This is a genomic window from Chryseobacterium daeguense DSM 19388, assembly GCF_000430825.1.
Classification (GTDB): domain Bacteria; phylum Bacteroidota; class Bacteroidia; order Flavobacteriales; family Weeksellaceae; genus Chryseobacterium; species Chryseobacterium daeguense.
The window spans coordinates 83028-102947 of record NZ_AUMT01000010.1 but is presented as its reverse complement, the minus strand read 5'-3'; the positions used below and the strand labels follow the sequence as shown (position 1 = coordinate 102947).

Genomic DNA, 19920 nt, shown 5'->3' with positions numbered 1-19920 from the left:
TTACTAGTTTTTTTATTTTGTAAATATAATCAATTCCAGTTGATTATAATACGATGCTTTCGATAATTTAGTATTAATTCTATAATCAAATTTTAAAAATGAAATTGATTATTTAAAGGTGTGGTATTTTTTTAAGGGTATGTTTAATATGAGTTGAAATAATTCTTATTTATTTTAATTAAAAAAATCACTCCAGAATATTCTGAAGTGTTTTTTTTGATATGTGAATTTATTATAAAATGCTTATTCTCTGTTTTTTACAAGAATCCAGCCGGAATATTTTACAGAAGTGTTTTTTTTGTCGTTTTCATTCCATGAAATAGAGTACCAATAGTTTCCGGTAGGAACTTTCCTGCCGCCTATTGTACCATCCCATTTATATTTATTAGACTTGTCAGCCGAATAAATTTTTGCACCATACCTGTCAAATATATTGAAAACAAGGTTTTGCTTTCCTGCCAGAGCAGAAAAATCTATACCGTCATTCATTCCGTCTCCGTTTGGCGTGATAACATTTACGAGATTCGGAACCACAATATTCACAATCATCGGGTCGCAGTCATAAGCGTCTTTTACATATATTTTTGCGTCACCTCTTGCTACATTTTTAAATTCATTAGAATCCTGCCAGACAATACCATCCATGGAATATTTATAAGGAGGAGTGCCCCCGATTGCATAAACTGTTACAGTAGAATTAGAGATGTCAATATTTGAAATAACAGGCTGCTCAGTAGCGAAAACCTTTACGTTTTGTGAAACAAGACATTCTCCTGATTTTAGCTTTACCCAATAGGTTCCTACTCCTGCCGTAATGGTTTGGGTGTTTTCTCCGGTACTCCATTCATAGCTGGTGAAGCCTGGCCCTGCATCTAAAATGGTTTTATCTTCAATACATATAGTTTTATCTTTTAAAGTATTTGAATAAACAGGGGCAGTTACTATTAAATTTACTTTAGCAATTCTATAGCACTCACCGGTAAAAACCTTGATGTAGATAGACGTGCTGGTAGATATATACGCTGTAGGATTCAGAATTTCATTTGTCCCGTTTTCTGCGTCGGCTAATGATGGGTAATATTTTTTAGTCACGCCCGGAGTGTTTGTTACAGCAGCAGTGGTAAGGTTGAAAAGCCCTGTTGAGGGTTTTGATTCGATAAAACAGGATCTCAGTGTTGCATCATATACTTCTGGTGTTGGCAAAATTTTTAAAGTGATGCTTGCATCGTTATTGTCACATAGCACAGAAGTAGGATCTTTGATGACTATAGAGATATTAGTTTCTGTGCTGTATTGGAAATTGCTAGGATTGGCAATGGGAGTGCTGCTTCCTGTAATATAATAAGTAAAATTATAACTATTGGGTGTGGTGGTAAATTGAGAATTTAATGCTGTAAGATCAATAGTGGCTTTTCCTTCCAGATCAGGGCAAAGACTTTTCGTAATAGATGTCTGAAGTAATGGGATTTTATCTACAAAGACTTTTACATTTTTAATAGATTGTGCCGCCCGCATAGTACCCGTAGAGGCAGAAAACCCAAAGTATCCCTGAGTCATTGTGGCAGCAGCACCATCAGGAGCAAAAGACTGATCTACAACCAGCATCCCATCAATACTTATGGTAACAAACCATGCATCTGGATTTGAGGGATCAATCTTTCCGTCTACAATAACGTGTTTATAGGTTGATCCTAAAAATGTATGAGTAGGATAATAATTAGGGGAGTGGAATGAACTTCCCGGGACATTATAAAATTCTATATTATTATTATCAGTAGTATTAGCTACCTCACCATAAGCAACATGTACTTTGTTCATATACCCGTCGGAAGGGTTGGTATTGTTGTAATTATCAAAACCTACCATAAAGCCAACCGCATTCTTAGAGATTCCAAGTCCAGCTCCCAAAACGCTTGAAGTGGGCGGATTGGCAAGGTACCAAAAAGCAATTCCATCTGCTGCTGCACCACTTGGAGTTTCCATTTTAAAGTCAAATTCTACCCTCCATTTATCACAGTATTTCAGGTTAATTGGTTCGTCAAGCCGTATTGAGCCGGATTTGTTTCCGATATTTTCTGTAAGTAAAATATAATCGCTGGGGGCGGTTGCAGAAACCATAGTCCATCCTGTAGTATTAATAGGATTTCCTGTAAGCTGATAAGTCTGTGATAACAGTTGCTTGGGAATAAGTAGCAAAAAAGGTAAGAATAAAAAGTAATATCTTCTCATCATTTGAAAGTGTGTTGTTTTATGATCGCAAATATAATTATTTATATGGTGATTTATTGAATATATATCACTGTTTGATGTGTTTTTATGTTAATATTTGTATTTAATTAAAATATAAATTGGAAAGTAATCAATTGCGTTTAAAAAATTAATTAATAGCCTGTTAACAGCATATTTGTTTTTTCAAAAAAAATCACCTCAATGATGAGATGACTTTATGATGCTCCGTTTAAGCTTTTTTAAAGCGGAATATTATTAATGAAAAACCCGCTTCTTAGTTGAAGCGGGTTATAACTTTATTCTCTGTTTTTTACCAATACCCAGCCTGTGTAAACGGTTTGCGTATTGTTTTTATCATTTTCATTCCATGTGATGGTGTACCAGTATGTGCCTGTTACCACTTTTTTATTTCCGGCAGTGCCATCCCACTTGTAGTTTCTTAATTTATCAGCTTCATATAATTTATTCCCGTATCTGTCGTAGATCGTGAAGACAAGGTTTTTCTTGTAAGCTAAGGCGGTGTAATCTATCACATCATTCATATTATCTCCATTCGGAGTAATAGCGTTGATAAGATTCGGTACTGTGATCTGTACGTGAATAGGTTCACAATTGTAGGAATCTTTCACATACACTACCACTTCACCTCTTTGAAGTCCTGTGAATATATTAGAATCCTGCCAGTTAACACCATCCAAAGAATATTGATATGGCGCTTTCCCACCGTTTACGTTTACTGTAATGGTATTATTGGTAATATCAATGCTGGAAATTACCGGCTGTGGTGCCGGGCTTACTTTTACCAGCTGTAATGCCGTACATTTTCCGGTTTTCAACTGCACCCAATACTGGCCAGGTGTTACACCTGCAATGGATTGTGTGGTGTCGCCTGTGCTCCACAAATAGCTGTCAAATCCCGGGCCTGCATCAAGAGTGGTTCTTGAATCAATACATATAATTTTATCCTTTAATACAGTAGAATATACCGGTTCCAATACTTTCAGGCTTATTTTTACAATGATATAACAGCCGGCAACGTTGGTAATTTTTACATAAACTGTTGAGGTTGTGGAAATATATGCTGCTGGATTTAAAATTTCATTGGTCCCGGCTAATGCATCAGCCTGCGTTTTAAAATATTTCTTAGTCACATTCGGTGCTGAAGTGATATTGGCTTGCGTAAGGTCAAAAGAAGCTGTATTTGGAGCGCTGCCAATGAAACAAGATTCTATTAAAGCATCATTTGATACAATCGGCGGGAAGAAAGCCAGGGTAATTGGCGCAGATTCCACACATCCAAGAGGAGTTGTTACCTTTACATATACTGTTCCTGCTGCAGAAACATAAGCGGTTGGGTTCAATATTTCATTGGTTCCGGCATTAAGGTCTGCTAATGTTTTGTAGTATTTTTTAGTAGATCCCGCCGGTTCATTTACATTGGCTAAAGTAAGATTGAAAGTAGCAGTTCCCGCATTATTATTGTTACATGCCTCAAGCGTTGCAGGAGTCGCTGTAAACGGAGAAAGATTTAACTGTATTTTTCCATCCGGATTGTCACAAAGTATCCCCGCGTTATCTTTAATTAAAACAGAAACCGTTGTATTGGCTCCGAACTGGTAAGCTGTCGGGTTTGTAATCGGAGTTCCTGCCACACTGTATGAAAAGGTGTAGTTAGCCGGGTTTGTCACAAATTGGTTCTGATAGGAAGTAAGGTTCACTGTTCCCTGCCCAGTTGAAGGATTTGGACAGAAAGTATCCGTCACTGTCTGCTGGTTGATGGCAACCTTGTCAGTATAAATTTTTACGTTTTTAATAGAGTGTCTGGATCTGTTACCTCCCGTGGAAGCCGAAAATCCAAAATATCCCACAGTCATAGCAGCTGCCGTTCCTGAAGGAGCAAAAGACTGATTGCAAATCACATTCCCGTCTATTGTTATTTTTACAATCCAGTTAGCCGGAGCTGCCGGATCTACTTCTGATGTTACTTCTACATGCTTATAGGTGGCACCCTGAAAAGGTAATGTAGTATTCATATCCGGTGAATGGAATGAGCTCCCGGGAGTATTGAAGAACTCCACGTTATTGGTATCACTAGTGTTTTGTACTTGTCCGTAGGCAACATGTACCTTACTCATTACGGCCGTAGTAGTGTTGTTGTAAGTATCAAATCCTACAATAAATCCTACTGCATTCTGTGAAACTCCAAGACCGGAACCCAAAACACTTGCTACCGGCGGGTTTGCAAGGTACCAGAATGCGATACCGTCTCCATTTGCAGTTTGGTTAGAATCCATTCTGAAATCAAACTCCACCCTCCACTTGTTACAATATTTCAGGTTGATAGGATCATCCAGCCTGATGGATCCGGACTGGGTATTAAGGTCCGGTGTGAGCTGTACAAAATCAGTATTTACCACTGTAGGAGAAACCATCGTCCACCCGGTTGTATTCACAGGATTTCCTGTTAGCTGATACGTTTGAGCAGAAACATTTGCAAAAAAGCAAAACAAAAATATGGTTAAGCAAGCAAGTAGTTTTTTATTCATTTATCGGGACACTTTAAAATTAGACGCGTAAAGATATTAAATCCCAACCAATAAATGTGTATTTAATGTTAAACTTGCGGAAATTGATGGTTATTTGGTAATAAATGATTACTTAAAAAGCGAAATGATGAAAAATTTTAATTAAATTTTAATTTGTAAATAAATTAAAACAGAGAATTATTTTCTATATTTTCGAAAAATGTATCAACTTCCAAAGAATTTGATGCGGCGGCTGCTACGGCAAGCCTGTCACAAAGTTCATTCTCAAAATGCCCTGCATGGCCCTTTATCCAATGCATTTTCGGGTGATGAAGATTGTATAAAATGGCAAATCTTTGCCACAAATCTGGGTTTTTTACATTTTTCCAGCCTCTTTTGATCCATCCTGCAAGCCAGTTTTGGTTAATGGCGTCTGCTACATATTTGCTGTCGGTATAAATATGAATGTCGTTTTCCGTAGATTTTAATTTTTCCAGAGCAGTGATTACCGCCAGAAGCTCCATTCTGTTGTTGGTGGTTTTCCGGAAGCCTTTTGAAAATGTTTTCTGATAGTTTTTTTCGGGAACACGCATGAGAATCCCATATCCGCCTTTTCCGGGATTTCCGCTGCAAGCTCCGTCGGTGTATATTTCTATTCTCAAGTTTTTATTTAATTGAAATTATTTTAAAAATGAAAGAATTCTATCTTTTTTAAGCCGGAATCCTTCGACTGCTTCGCGCTCAGGATGACAGTGCTGTAAAAATAACGGTAAGTATTAGAAATGTCATCCTGAGCGAAGTCGAAGGATTTAAAAACATTTTTTATTTAAATTAATTTAAAAAGGAAAATCATCCTCATCATCAAAATCGTTCATGGAAGACCCTGAAAGTTTTGAGCTGTCCGGAAGATCAAAAGCTGCGCCCGGCTGGATGGTAGTTTTAATTTTATCGAAACCACTTGGTTCAGGAGATCCGGAGTTTGAAGGATATCCGCCTCCAGCACCGCCATCAAAGGCCGCCTCAATATCCCCGAATTTTGCAAAATGCTTTAAGAAAGACAAACGGACATCGGCCGTTGCACCATTTCTGTGCTTTGCAATAATTAATTCTGCCTGGTTTTCGGTTGAAGTTTCCTGTCCCTCCTCATCATTATCCCAAACGGTAATTTTATAATATTCCGGACGGAAAATGAATGATACGATATCCGCATCCTGCTCAATCGCTCCCGATTCCCTCAAATCCGAAAGCTGAGGTCTTTTTCCGGGACGTGTCTCCACACTTCTGGAAAGCTGGGAAAGTGCAATTACAGGAACGTTGAGTTCTTTTGCAATCGCTTTTAAGGAACGTGAAATCATGGAGATTTCCTGTTCACGGTTTCCAACGCCTTTTCCGCCTCCTCCGGCTGTCATCAGCTGAAGATAATCGACCATGATAAGACGTACGCCATGCTGCATTACAAGACGGCGGCATTTTGCACGGAAGTCGAAAATGGAAAGGGAAGGGGTTTCGTCTATGTATAAAGGGGCGTTCTCCAGTTCGGAAACGTTGGAGAACAGTCTTTGCCATTCTTCATCGTCAAGGGTTCCTTTTCTTAATTTTTCTGAAGAAATTCTTGTTTCTGAGGCAATCATCCTGGTAATAAGCTGTACGGATGCCATCTCAAGAGAGAATAATGCCATCGGGATTTTATGTCCCACTGCAATATTTCTCGCCATGGAAAGAAGAAATGCTGTTTTACCCATCGCCGGACGTGCCGCGATAATAATAAGGTCGGAATTTTGCCAGCCTCCTGTTTCTTTATCCACATCTCGGAATCCCGAAGGTACTCCGGAAAGTCCCTGCTTGTCTTTGAGGGATTTTATAGTGTCAATAGCCTGTTTTACCAATGAATTGGCGGTATCAAAACCTTTTTTAATGGTTCCGTTGGTGATTTCAAAAAATGATTGTTCGGCTTTGTCTAAAAGCTCAAAAACGTCTGTGGATTCTTTATATGAAGCATCAATTACGTTTGCAGAAACGTTAATCAAACTTCTTAAAATATATTTTTCAAGAATGACACGAACGTGATATTCAATGTGGGCAGATGAGCTTACTCCCATCGTAAGGTCTATGATGTAGCTGTCTCCACCGGCCTGGCTGAGCTTTTCTTCTCTTTTTAAATCCTGTATGATGGTCATTAAATCAACCGGATGGTTGCTTTCATACAATTTCAGAATGGTAGAAAAAATTACCTGATGTCTCGGATCATAGAAAACCTCAGGTGTAAGCAGGTCAATAGAGTGGTCCAGTCCTTTTTTATCAATTAAAAAAGTACCGATCACCAACCTTTCAAAATCTACTGCATTGGGAGGCATTTTCCCGTCTGCAATTGAGAGCTCTTTCGCAAAGTTTCCGTTCGTCAAAGAAGATAATGTTTCTTTCTGCGCCATAGTTCTGCAAAGATAGTTTTTTTGAAAAGCAAATGAAAAATAGTAACCAACATTTTATGAGTTTGATTTTCATTTAAACCAGTATTGAAGCATGCTGGTGTTGTTGTGCATAAAAAAATCACCCCAAAACTGAGGTGATTTAAGTGTCTGATAGTAAAGGGTTTTAATTTATTCAATATTCTTTACCAATACCCATCCGCTGTATTTGGTTTCGGTATTGTTTTTATCATTTTCATTCCATGAGATGGTGTACCAGTAAGTTCCGGTAATGATTTTCTTACCGCTTGAGGTTCCGTCCCAGGTATAATTTCTGATTTTGTCTGCTTTGTACAGCATGTTTCCGTATCTGTCATACACTGTGAAGACAAGATTTTTCTTATAAGCCAGCGCCGAATAATCTATGAAGTCATTTTTGTTGTCTCCGTTCGGGGTGATAGCGTTCAGAAGGTTTGGTACGGTTACCTGCACTTCAATAGGGTTACAGTCAAAAGAATCTTTTACATATACTTTGTTTTCACCTCTAGGAAGCCCTGTGAATATGTTTGAATCCTGCCAGTTTACTCCGTCAATGGAATATTGGTAAGGTGCTTTTCCGCCTTTTACGTTTACAGTGAAGGAATCATTTGTAATATCAATGCTTGCAATTACGGGCTGTTGAGAAGGATACACGTTAACTGCTTGTAGTGTCCAGCATTCTCCGGTTTTTAATTTAACCCAATAAGCACCTACTCCTACGTTTGAGATAGACTGAGTGGTTGCTCCGGTGCTCCATTCGTAGCCATCAAATCCAGGGCCGGCATCTAGTGTTGTTTTATCTTCTATACAAATTGTTTTGTCTGCGAGAACATTTGATTTTACAGGAGGCAAAACTTTTAATGTTATTTTTGAAATAGCATAACAGTCATTTTCTGTGATCACTCTCACATAAACCACGCCGCTGGTCGCAATATAAGCATCTGGCTGCTGAATCGGATTATTTCCTGAAATGGCGTCTGCCTGAGTTTTAAAGAATTTCTTAGTAACACCGTTTTGCGAAGTTACATCAGCAAGCGTTAAATCAAACGAAGCTGTTGTGATATTCGAAGCAATGAAGCAAGACTCTATACTTGCATCATGAGCCTCTGCCACCGGATGGAACTGAAGGCTGATCTGGGAGTGTCCCGTACACTGTCCTGCTGTGGTGACCTTTACATATACTGTTTTCGGAGCTGAAACATAGTTAAATGGATTCTGAATTTCGTTTACATTGTTATTAAGGTCGTTAAGCGTAAGATAGAATTTTTTATTAGCCGAAGTATCTGTAGGATATACTGCCGCTGCATTCAGGTTAAATGTTGCTGTTCCTGCTCCGTTGTTATTACATGCGAGAAGAGTTACATTCTGAGGGGTAATTGCTCCTAATTTAAATTTAAAAGAACCGGTCTGCCTACAAGCATTTAATGGATTGTTTGGATCAGCCGGGTCCTGATAATGCATACTGTAGTAATAAGTATCTGTACCATTTACCATAATAGGTGCCGTAATAGGACTTGTCCCGAACAAGGCATCGTTAGGGGTGGTATGATAGCTGATGATGAAGTTTGGATTACCGTTTAGAATTCCTGCTGATAATGTATTGAAATTAAACAGAGAAGGAAGAGGACATGTGGCAACTTCATTAGGTCCGCCTGCCGGATTCGGGTCTCCCGGTGGTAAAAAAGGGTTTGGGGCTAATGTAGGATCCGTAAATGCGGAAGATAAGCTGGCCGTTCCTCCCCATGTTAAAGAGAAACCATAAGGGTTATTCGGAATATAGTTGTCAATAAGAAGATAATACGTTTCTCCCGCGACTACATTTAAAGGGGGTTCCCATTGGTCTCCTGTTTCTGTGGAGCTTAATCCAGTCTCGCCGTTCAGCCCGGAGAAATTACAGCTTACGGCATTACCGAAATCCCATGTAGCACAGTTGATATTGGGCCCATAAACTGCAAAATCATAATCATAATGGATAACGTTGGGAACTGTATTAGGAGTTATGGTAAACTCAATTGTCCCTGTAGTGGCTGCAGTAAATACATACCATACGGAGTAATGCTCTACATCCAGACAGCTGTTTTGGGTCTGTTCCGGGATGGTTCCGTTGCTGCTGGGGTTATAGGAAATATCAGAGTTACCGCAAACCGGAATGGCCGAAACGCAATCTGATTGTGCAAAAGTCATTTGTGTTAAAAATAATACGAAAAGCAGTAATAACTTCTTCATTAGTGAATGATTTTTATACAATGTTTAATTTTATAATGTGAAAAAAACCGCTTGAAAAAGCGGTTTTTCTCTTTAAATATCTTTAGATTATTCTCTGTTTTTCACCATCACCCATCCTGAGAACTTGAATGGTGTGTTTTTCTTATCATTCTCATTCCATGTTACAGAATACCAGTAAGTTCCCGTAGGTACTTTTTTACCACCTGTGGTTCCGTCCCATTTGAATCCTGATAATTTATCTGCCTGGCCCACTTTTACGCCATATCTGTCGTAAATGCTTAATACAAGGTTTTGTTTTCCTGCTAAAGCTGAGTAGTCGATAATATCATTTACTCCGTCTCCGTTTGGTGTGATAACATTTACAAGATTAGGAACCACTACCGTGATAGTAATAGGATCACAATCATAAGCGTCTTTTAAATAAATCATATTATCACCTCTCGGAACGTTTGTAAACACGTTAGAATCCTGCCAGTTGATACCATCCATTGAATATTTGTATGGAGCAGTTCCTCCTACAGCACTTACAGTAATGGTATTGTTAGCAATATCAACACTTGAAATAACAGGCTGCTCAGAAGGATAAACTTTTACAGTCTGTCTTGTAACGCACTGTCCTGTAGTAAGATCTACCCAGTAGGTGCCGACAGTTATATTATTTACAGTCTGTGTAGTAGCACCCGTACTCCATAAATAAGCTGTAAAGCCTGGGCCTGCATCCAGCGTTGTGGTATCTTCTATACAGATAATCTTGTCTTCCAATACATTAGAATATACAGGGGGAAGTACAATCAAAGTTACTTTCGCTACTCCGTAACATCCGTTTGCATTAGTTACTTTAATGAAAACCACTCCGTTTGGAGAAATGTATGCGGTAGGATTTAAAATTTCATTCGTACCGGCCACCGCATCTGTAAGAGACGGATAATATGTTTTAGTAACACCGGATTGTGTAGTCACTGCTGCAGTAGTAAGATTAAATAAAGCTGTCGAAGGATTAGTTTCGATGAAACAAGATCTCAATGTAGCTTCTGTTACTACCACTACAGGATTAAAGTTCAATGTGATCTGAGCAGTATCAGAACATCCCTGAAGGGTGGTTACATTTACGTATACAGTACCTGTGGATGAAATGAAGTTTGCCGGGTTCGTAATTTCGTTTGTTCCAGCCAAAAGGTCAGCCATTGTAGGGTAATACTTTTTAATGGCGGTAGGGTCAGACGGCAGAACATTCGCTGATGTAAGGTCGTATAGTCCTGTTCCTTCATTATTATTATTACAAGCTGATAATGTTACGTCCTGTGCCGTGATATTACCCTGCTTGAATTTGAATGTTCCGGTTTGTTTACATTTGCTTATCGGGCTGTTCGGGTTTGTAGGATCTACATAGCTTATACTGTAGTAATATACCGTTGTTGTGTTTACTACTAATGGAGATGTAATCGGGTTATTTCCCGTAAGTGCGTCATTAGAACTTGTGTGGTAGCTCACTTGGAAATTTGGATTTCCGTTGATGATTCCTGCAGATAACGTTGGGAAATCGAAAGTAGCAGGATCGGAGCATATAATTACCTCATTCGGTCCTCCAGGATTTGCGTTAGGAACGCCCGGCGGTACAAATGGATTCGGCTGAATCGCTGAAGTAAAAGGAGAGGACAAAGTAGCAGTCCCGCCCCAGCTAAGAACGAAGCCGTTTGCATTTGCTGAGAAATTATCTACAATTAAATAATAAGTTTCACCTGCAACTACATCAAGATATCTTACAAAGCCGTCACCGCCTGCTCCTTCACTAAGGTCTGTTGCAGTCATATTAAGACCTGTTAATATACCACTTGCTGTAGATGCATAAGAACATCTTAAAGGAGCTCCAAGGCTTCCGCAAGGTTTATTAGGCCCGAAAACAGCCCAGTCATAATCTGCCTGTGCGTTTGGAGTGATCAAAAATGTAAGTGTTCCACTTGTAGATACGGTAAATGTATACCATACAGAAAAGTGTTCAATAGAAAGACATCCGTTGCCTAACGGGCTTTCCTGGACATTTCCAAACCCGCTGGGGGTATAAGAAATGTTAGAATTCCCGCATACAGCAAGAGCCGAAGTACAGTCCGACTGCGCGTAAAATATCTGAGCAATCAAGCTCAAAAAAATGAGTAAAGTTTTTTTCATGTAGGGGAGATTTTTATATACAAATATAAAAAATTATTAATCTTAATTTAAAGTTTTTAAGATTAATTTAATAAATATATAGTTATACTTTCTAATATTGCATTTTTCTTAATTTATGATTGGTGGTTCCTACAATAATAGCAATGAGTACCGTCATGGTTCCTCCAAACACTACAGATCGTACAACCCCAAGCAGTTTTGCCATCAGTCCGCTCTCAAATTGCCCCATTTCATTACTGGACATAATGAAGATGGAATTTACGCTTAACACCCGTCCTCTGATGTTGTCCGGGGTTTTCAGCTGAACAATTGTTCCTCTGATGACCACTGAAATTCCATCCAGCATCCCGCTTAAAACAAGGAACATGAATGAAAGCCAGTATAAGTGCGACAACCCGAAACCTATAATACAAAGTCCAAATCCTGTAACCACAGCAAGTAAAATCTTGCCTTGGTTTTTTCTTAGCGGAATAATGGATAGAAGAGTAATGATACACATTGACCCTATATCCGATGCCGCATTCAACAGCCCGAAACCTTCTGCGCCCACCTTCAGAATATCTGTGGCGTACACCGGAATCATGGCAACAGCACCTCCGAAAAGAACCGCAAACATATCCAAACACAGCGCTCCCAGAATTTCTTTAGTTTTAAAAATATAAGAAATCCCTTCACGCATACTGTCTATAACGTTAATATTTTCTTTTTTGTATTTAGAATATTGTTTTTTTAACTGAAAAAAGAATAATGAAGCTAAAAATATTAATGAAATGATAACAATTAATGTCCATTTTACACCAAAAAAACCGATCAGGAATCCGCCGGCAGCATGACCGCAAACGGATGATATTAAGAAGGTTGCTTGGTTGAGAGTAACGGCATTTGGAAGGTTTTCTTTCTTTACAATCTTAGGAATCATGGATGGAACGATAGGCCCGATAAAAGCTCTTGCAATACCCGTAAAAAATATAACTCCGTAGATAAAATAGGTAATTTCATGCCCCGAAAAATGCAGTTCAACGTTAAAAAATGCAGGAATCAGCAATAATCCTATTAAAAATATATAAGCATAATTACATATTAATAATAATCTTTTCTTTTCGTTCATATCGATTACATGTCCCGCGTAAAGGGCGCAACTCACCGCCGGAATTACTTCCGAAAGCCCGATAAGGCCAATTGAGAATGGATCTTTTGTTAATTGATACACCCACCATCCCAATAAAGTAGCGAGCATCCTGAAAGCTAAAACAATAAAAAATCTCCCTGTAAGAAGATTCCTGAATTCAACATTTTGTAATGTCTGTAACGGAGTAAAGGATATCATCAGACAAAAATAGCCTCAAATATTCATTTGAAGCTATTATATCATGATTTTTTTTAATGATAAATTAAATGAGGTCTAAAAGATAATATCTATTAGTTATCTGCCCTGGAAGCACTGATCACCAATGCCGCAACCCCTGCAGCGCCTATTACCACAGCTCCTGCCGTAGTTCTGGCTTTTCTGCTGTCTCTTACCGCAGCTACGTTTGCTTTTGGAATAACTACCGCTGTACTGTCTTTTTTTCCGGCTGTTCCTATCAAATTATCGCCATCTACGTTACGGAATAGCATTCTTTGGTTTTTGGAACCGTCTTTCATTGTAACAACATACATTCTTCCGGCTTGTAAATTAGAATAATCATTTTTCGAAATGTCTTCTGAATATTTTGTAGTTGCACAAGATGAAATTACAAATAACGACGTCAGTAAAGATGATTTTAAAAGTACAGATGCTTTCATTATTATTTTTTAGTTTTCCAAATTTATAATTTTTTTCGAATATACGTTTCCGGAATTGAAAAAATGTGTTTAAAGTTTGTAAATTTCCAATAAATCTGCAATTTTTCTATCATTGGCGAGTCTTGGAATTTTATTTTGCCCCCCGAGTTTGCCCTGTGATTTTGCATATTCCTGAAAAGCATTTTTTTTCAGCTTTGTGATATGAAGCTTTTGAAGGATGTTTCCAGAAATAAGATCATCATAATAAGTATTGCGCTTTCTAAGCTGCTCATCCAGCTCATTTTTAAACTGATCTAAATTGTCTGGCTCTTTTTCAAACTCAATAAACCATTCGTGATAGGGAAGTCCTTCGGCCGGGTTTACCTGCGGAGCCAGATGAAATTCCGTAATCTGTGACGGATATTTTTCCATTGTAGCTTTCATGGCCTCTTCCACTTCGAAAGCAATTACATGTTCTCCAAAAGCTGAGGTAAAATGCTTTGTCCTGCCGCTCACCAGAATCTTGTGCGGACTTTTATCAATAAACCTTACCACGTCACCAATAGAATACGCCCATAAGCCTGAATTTGTGGTTAAAATTAAAGCATAATCCTTATTAAGCTCAACGTCTTTAAGAGTCAATCTTCTGGCATTAGGTCTGCCGTATTCTTCCAGCGGAATAAATTCATAGAAAATCCCATGATTGGTTAAAAGTAATAAGCCTTCTTTAGTATAATCATCCTGAAAAGCAAAAAAACCTTCGGAAGCAGGAAATGTCTGCACAATATCCACTTTCCCGCCCAGCAGTTCTTCCATTTTATCGCGATAAGGCTCATAATTAACTCCTCCGGTTACTATCAGCTGTAGGTTAGGGAAAATCTGCTTTATTTTCTTTCCGTGTTTTTCAATTAGTTTTTCAAAATACATGATCAGCCAGGGAGGAATTCCCGAAATTAAGGTCATGTCTTCCTTTTCCGTCTCTTCGACAATCTTATCCACTTTGGCTTCCCAGTCTTCCATCATGTTGGTTTCGAGGCTTGGGAGCCTGTTTTTTTGAAGGTAGTTCGGAATATGATGAGCCACAATTCCGGAAAGACGGCCGGTTTTTATACCGAAAATCTCTTCCAGCTCGGGACTTCCCTGTAAGAAAATCATTTTCCCTTTTACGAAATCTGCATTATTTTTTTTAGCAATATAATGGAAGAGTGCGCTCTGGGCTCCTTTGATCTGGAAGGGCATTCCTTCTTTAGAAATAGGGATGTATTTTGCACCTGATGTAGTCCCTGAAGTTTTAGCGAAATATTCGGGAGTATTTGTCCAGAGAATATTGGCCTGGCCGCGTTTTACTCTTTCTATATATGGTTTCAGATCTTCATAATCTGCAACAGGAACCTTTTGCTGAAAATCTTCTACGGTTTTTATATTTTCGAAATCATGTTCTCGTCCAAAAAGTGTTTTCTGGGCTGTATTTACCAGGGATAGCAGTAGTTCTACCTGGTTTTTTTCTGCATTTTTCTTGAATTCTTCAGCTTTACGGACGTGTTTTTTTGCCCATACCAGCGCTGCATTTTTCTTTAGAAAGTTTAACATGCTCCAAATTTATAAATTACTGAACGATTTGTGGTAATTTTATCATACGTGCACAAAAAAACCGATGAATGAGTGGTCATCGGTTCTTCGAAATTTGATTATGAAAATAACAACTATAATGTTGAGTTACTTGTTTGCTTTATACCTTTTGTCCGGAGTTCCGTCCTTTTTCAGCATTTTATTTTCCTTGTATCTTTTATCCGGCGTTCCGTCTTTCTTCATTTTTGCTGCAGGCGCCGGTGTAGCGGGAGTTGCTGCTTTTACCGTTTTTGTTTCTGAAGCTTTTACTGTTTTTACAGTTTGGTGAGTTTTTGCCGTTGCGGCAGGAACAGTCTGTTGTGCAGTGGCAAGTCCTAATCCTAAAACTAAAGACATTACAGATAATAATTTTTTCATAAAGATTGTTTTGTATTGTTTTCTTGAATCAAAGTTATGCAAAAATCAGACTTAAAGTAAGTGTTTTCTAAACTTAACTAAAGTTTATTACAGCTTAAAAAAAGATTAAAGATTGTTTAAAAACTAGGCAATGCATTTATTTAAAACAAAACCTGCTTTCTCGTTTTCCGAAAAAGCAGGCCCTAACATATGTATGAAAAGTTGGTTACCGTGTACAGTTGGCTGTCCACGTTTTGCCATCCTTTAAATAGAGTATTTTTAATTCATTGTTATCAATTCTGATATACGAAGTAGCGGTGGAACCCACCATCACCAAAGTATTGTCTCCTTCCTGGTTAAATTCTATTCCGTTAAGATCCGGAATTCCGTTAGAGAAAGAGAAATTGTACTTCGTGCCACTTGCAATTTTAGTTACAAATACACTTCCCTGATCTGTACTGATGTTATTGTCACTGTCGTTATAGGAGATGTTTCCTCTGTAAGTTCCTGCGAAGAAATCGTTGTTTGCAGGGTCGTCGTCATCGCTGCATGAAGTAATTGTCGTGACTGCAAAAAACACTAACAGGAATAATCCTAAAAGTCTGATTGCTTTTTTCATAATATTATTTCTTTAAGAGTTTGGTAAAGTAAATTTTTCAAACAATGTGCCACGAGCTGATATGTAGATTTTTTTTAACTGTAAATTAAAATTTTTAGTAAAAAATTAAGAGTTTATTGATTTTTGCAATTCTTTTTATACCATATTGTTGTGCTCATATTTCTAAAATAAAATTATCACTACCTTTGCTCTGGTCAAACGATTCCGGAACAGTCCCGGAATCGCTTTTGTCGTTTATTTTTAATACTATTTATGCAGTTAAAAACCATTACTGAAAAATTCCTTCCGGATTTGCTGCAAAAAGAATTTGGAAAGGAAATTTTTACACCACTGGAGACTCACCAGCATATTTCTGTAAAGGGAAATGCGGGATCCTCGGTTTCCGTTTATACAGCAGAGCTTTTCCTGGCCCGGAAGAAACATATTCTATATATTGTTGATGATAAGGAAGATGCATTGTATGCCAATACGGAGATGGAAGATCTTATTGGAAAAGATAAGGTTTTGTATTTTCCGGCCACTCATCTTGAGCCCTACCAGGTTGAAAAGACACAAAATGCCAATCTTGTTTTAAGAACTGAGGTTATCAATAAAATTACATCAGATAAATCACCAAAAGTTATTGTTGCTTATGCAGGAGCTTTATCTGAAAAGGTTTTGAAGAAAGAAGATTTCAAGGCTATTTCACATCACATTAAGGTCGGCGACCAGCTTGACTTCGATTTCGTGGATGAACTTCTGAATCATTATAATTTCCAGCAGGCGGACTTCGTTTCCGAGCCCGGAGAATTTTCCGTGAGGGGAGGTATTGTAGATGTTTTTTCATTTTCGAATGAAAAACCTTACCGTATCACATTTTTCGGGAATGAAGTGGAAAGCATTAAAACGTTTGATATCGAAACACAACTTTCGGTGGATAAAGTGACCGACTTTCAATTGGTTTCCAATATGAACTTTACAGTGACGGGAAGCCGGGTTTCTCTGCTTCAGCTGCTGCCTGATGAGAGCCTCGTTATTTCCAAAAATGCAGTTGTAGGAATGCAGAGATTAAAAACATTCTACGAAAAATCACTGGAAAAATTTGAAACATTAAATAAAGATATTGCCCACAGGCCGCCACAGGAGCTGTTTATTTCTGATCAGGAGTTTTTATGTGATTATAAAAAATTTAAAACAATAGATTTCGGAAGTGTTTCTGTGGAAGGAATTAAAGATTTAATTGAAATTAAAATTGACCAGAACCAGCAGCCGTCTTTCCATAAAAATTTCGAATTGCTGATTCAGGATCTGGAGGAAAAACAAAATAACGGATTTGATACCTGGATCTCTTTTTCATCCGAGAAACAAAAAGAAAGGCTGGAATCTATTTTCGAAGAACTGGAGCATGAACTTCCTTTTAAAAGCTTTAAATCTGAGCTTCATGAAGGATTTGTAGACCACGGTCATAAGCTGTTGGTATATACCGATCACCAGATTTTCGACAGATACCAAAGGTATAAAGCGAAAAACACCTTTGCAAAATCCGAGCAGCTGACACTGAAGGACCTGATGTCTCTGAAAGTAGGAGATTATATTGCCCATATCGACTATGGAATCGGGAAATTCATGGGTTTGGTGAAAGTAAATAATGACGGAAAAATACAGGAATGCTTTAAATTAACCTATAAAAACGGGGACTTATTATATGTAAGCATTCACTCTCTTCATAAAATTTCGAAATATAACGGACCGGATGGAAGAGAAATTGTTTTGAGCAAACTGGGTTCGCCAACCTGGAAATCCTTAAAGCAAAAAACAAAAGCAAAGGTAAAGCAGATTGCTTTCGACCTGATCAAATTATACGCCCAGCGAAAAACGGCTAAAGGATTTGCCTACACTCCAGATTCTTACCTGCAGAATGAGTTGGAAGCAAGCTTTCTGTACGAAGACACTCCGGATCAGGAAAAAGCAACCATTGATGTGAAAAAAGACATGGAAGCTGATACTGTAATGGATCGCCTCGTGTGCGGAGACGTAGGTTTTGGTAAAACGGAGGTTGCTATCCGTGCGGCATTCAAGGCGGCAACTGACGGAAAGCAGGTGGCAGTTTTGGTTCCTACCACTATTTTGGCCTTTCAGCATTATAGAAGCTTTAAAGAAAGATTAAAGGATTTTCCGGTAAATGTGGCTTATATCAACCGTTTCAGAACGGCAAAACATAAATCTGAAACACTGGACGCTCTTAAAAACGGAAAAGTTGATATTATCATTGGAACCCACCAATTGGCAGGCAGTTCTGTGAAATTTAAAGACTTAGGTCTGTTGATCATTGATGAGGAACACAAGTTCGGGGTTTCTGTAAAAGATAAATTGAAAACCTTAAAAAATAATGTGGATACCCTCACATTAACGGCTACACCCATTCCGAGAACATTACAGTTTTCACTGATGGCAGCGCGGGATTTGTCGGTTATAAAAACGCCGCCGCCGAACAGGCAGCCTGTTGATACTCAATTGATAGGATTTAATGAAGAAACCATCCGTGATGCAGTTTCTTATGAAATACAGCGTTACGGACAGGTATATTTTATTAATAACAGGGTAGAAAATCTCAAAGATATTGCCGGGCTCATCCAGAGGCTCGTTCCGGATGCAAGAGTAATCACCGGACACGGACAGATGGAAGGAAAGCAGCTTGAGAAGAATGTACTCGATTTTATGGAAGGGAAATATGACGTGCTGGTTTCTACAACTATTATTGAAAGCGGGGTAGACGTTCCGAATGCAAATACGATTTTCATTAATGATGCACAGCGGTTCGGGATGGCAGATCTTCACCAGATGAGAGGTCGTGTGGGACGTAGCAACAGGAAAGCTTTCTGTTATCTGATTACGCCGCCTTATGATATGATTACTTCCGATGCCAGAAAGCGGTTGGAAGCTATTGAGCAGTTTTCTGATTTGGGAAGTGGTTTCCAGATTGCAATGAAGGATCTGGAAATTCGGGGTGCGGGAGATTTGCTGGGCGCCGAGCAGAGCGGTTTTATTAATGAAATGGGATTTGAAACGTATCAGAAGCTGATGCAGGAAGCCCTGGAAGAATTAAAGGATGACCGGGAATTTGAAAATCTTTTCGAAAATGAAGAAGAAAGAAGCAAGCTTTTCAAAACAACCAAAGATGTTAATATAGACACGGATCTGGAGCTGATGCTGCCGGATTGGTATATCTCAAATACGGAGGAAAGACTGCTGCTTTACCAGAAGCTTGCTGAGGTAGAAAATGAGGAAAGCCTGTTAAAATTCGAGTCTGAATTAATAGACCGTTTCGGAAATTTACCGGATGAGGCGAAAAACCTGTTAAAAAGCGTAAGCCTGAAATGGCTTGCCTGCGATATAGGATTTGAAAAAATTGTAATGAAGAACGCTGTGTTTTTAGGCTATTTTCCAAGTAATCCTCAGGATAAGTTTTACCAGACAAATAAGTTTAGACACATTGTCAATTACTTAACCAAAAATCCGAAAGAAGCTCAGCTGAAAGAAAAGGTAAGTAAAGACGGAAATCAGTTGATGATGAGAAAAGACAATGTGATGAATGTGGATGAGGTGAATGAACTTTTAAAATCAATCTTAAAAAGTGGGGAGTAAGATGCAGAAAAGAGAGATTATTTCTTAAATTTTATTGAAAAAAGGCAATGTGTAATCAAAGATTTTTCATGATATAAAATGAAGAATATCAACCGAATTTTACATTTAGCTTAAATATTTTATCAAAAATGAAGCCTTGTAGATAAAAATCTACAAAAAAAATATTGCAAAAAAAAGTGGTTTGAAATATTTTAAAACCACTTTTTTTTTCGAAAAAATTGGACTGAAAAATTAAACTTTTTCTAGGTGACTATCAACAGAATTCTAATAATTTATCACACAAAATAGATTAATAATAATGCATTATTATTATCTATATCCTTTATAAAATGCCTTTAAAACATGAAATAAGCAAACA

Annotated in this window: 12 protein-coding genes; 1 reads left to right on the top strand and 11 read right to left on the bottom strand. The window is 38.1% G+C overall.

All coding sequences use genetic code 11. The annotated features are described in order from the left end of the window. Nucleotides 1-243 precede the first annotated feature (243 nt). The 11 genes from H560_RS22430 to H560_RS0112895 form a co-directional block, all read right to left on the bottom strand. A complete protein-coding gene (locus H560_RS22430; RefSeq protein WP_081413976.1) occupies nt 244-2232 on the bottom strand; it encodes a T9SS type B sorting domain-containing protein in 1989 nt (662 codons plus the stop codon). Nucleotides 2233-2525: 293 nt separating this feature from the next. Then, nucleotides 2526-4775 (bottom strand): T9SS type B sorting domain-containing protein, encoded by a 2250-nt coding sequence (locus H560_RS22425; protein WP_051289328.1) that lies wholly within the window; start codon nt 4773-4775, stop codon nt 2526-2528. Between the two features lie 164 nt (nt 4776-4939). Further along, complete coding sequence (rnhA, locus tag H560_RS0112935) at nt 4940-5416, bottom strand: ribonuclease HI (RefSeq protein WP_027380435.1); 477 nt, start codon at nt 5414-5416, stop codon at nt 4940-4942. A gap of 174 nt (nt 5417-5590) precedes the next feature. Then, nucleotides 5591-7183: a replicative DNA helicase gene (dnaB, locus tag H560_RS0112930; protein WP_027380434.1), complete on the bottom strand. Its 1593-nt coding sequence runs from the start codon at nt 7181-7183 to the stop codon at nt 5591-5593. Nucleotides 7184-7351: 168 nt separating this feature from the next. Beyond that, nucleotides 7352-9424 (bottom strand): T9SS type B sorting domain-containing protein, encoded by a 2073-nt coding sequence (locus H560_RS0112925; RefSeq protein WP_027380433.1) that lies wholly within the window; start codon nt 9422-9424, stop codon nt 7352-7354. Between the two features lie 87 nt (nt 9425-9511). Continuing rightward, entirely contained in the window at nt 9512-11590 is a 2079-nt protein-coding gene (locus H560_RS0112920) for a T9SS type B sorting domain-containing protein (RefSeq protein WP_027380432.1), read from the bottom strand. Between the two features lie 91 nt (nt 11591-11681). Next, nucleotides 11682-12917: an MFS transporter gene (locus H560_RS0112915; protein WP_034752844.1), complete on the bottom strand. Its 1236-nt coding sequence runs from the start codon at nt 12915-12917 to the stop codon at nt 11682-11684. Nucleotides 12918-13009: 92 nt separating this feature from the next. Next, nucleotides 13010-13375, bottom strand: a complete 366-nt coding sequence (locus H560_RS0112910) for a hypothetical protein (protein WP_027380430.1) — start codon at nt 13373-13375, stop codon at nt 13010-13012. A gap of 69 nt (nt 13376-13444) precedes the next feature. After that, nucleotides 13445-14944: a GH3 auxin-responsive promoter family protein gene (locus tag H560_RS0112905; protein WP_027380429.1), complete on the bottom strand. Its 1500-nt coding sequence runs from the start codon at nt 14942-14944 to the stop codon at nt 13445-13447. Nucleotides 14945-15070: 126 nt separating this feature from the next. After that, nucleotides 15071-15340, bottom strand: coding sequence for a hypothetical protein (locus H560_RS0112900; protein ID WP_027380428.1), 270 nt, complete (start codon nt 15338-15340; stop codon nt 15071-15073). A gap of 205 nt (nt 15341-15545) precedes the next feature. Next, nucleotides 15546-15938: a hypothetical protein gene (locus H560_RS0112895; RefSeq protein ID WP_027380427.1), complete on the bottom strand. Its 393-nt coding sequence runs from the start codon at nt 15936-15938 to the stop codon at nt 15546-15548. A 252-nt stretch (nt 15939-16190) separates the two neighbouring features. Between H560_RS0112895 and mfd the strand changes: the two genes are divergently transcribed. Next, nucleotides 16191-19562: a transcription-repair coupling factor gene (gene mfd / locus H560_RS0112890; protein WP_027380426.1), complete on the top strand. Its 3372-nt coding sequence runs from the start codon at nt 16191-16193 to the stop codon at nt 19560-19562. The last annotated feature ends 358 nt before the right edge of the window (nt 19563-19920 follow it).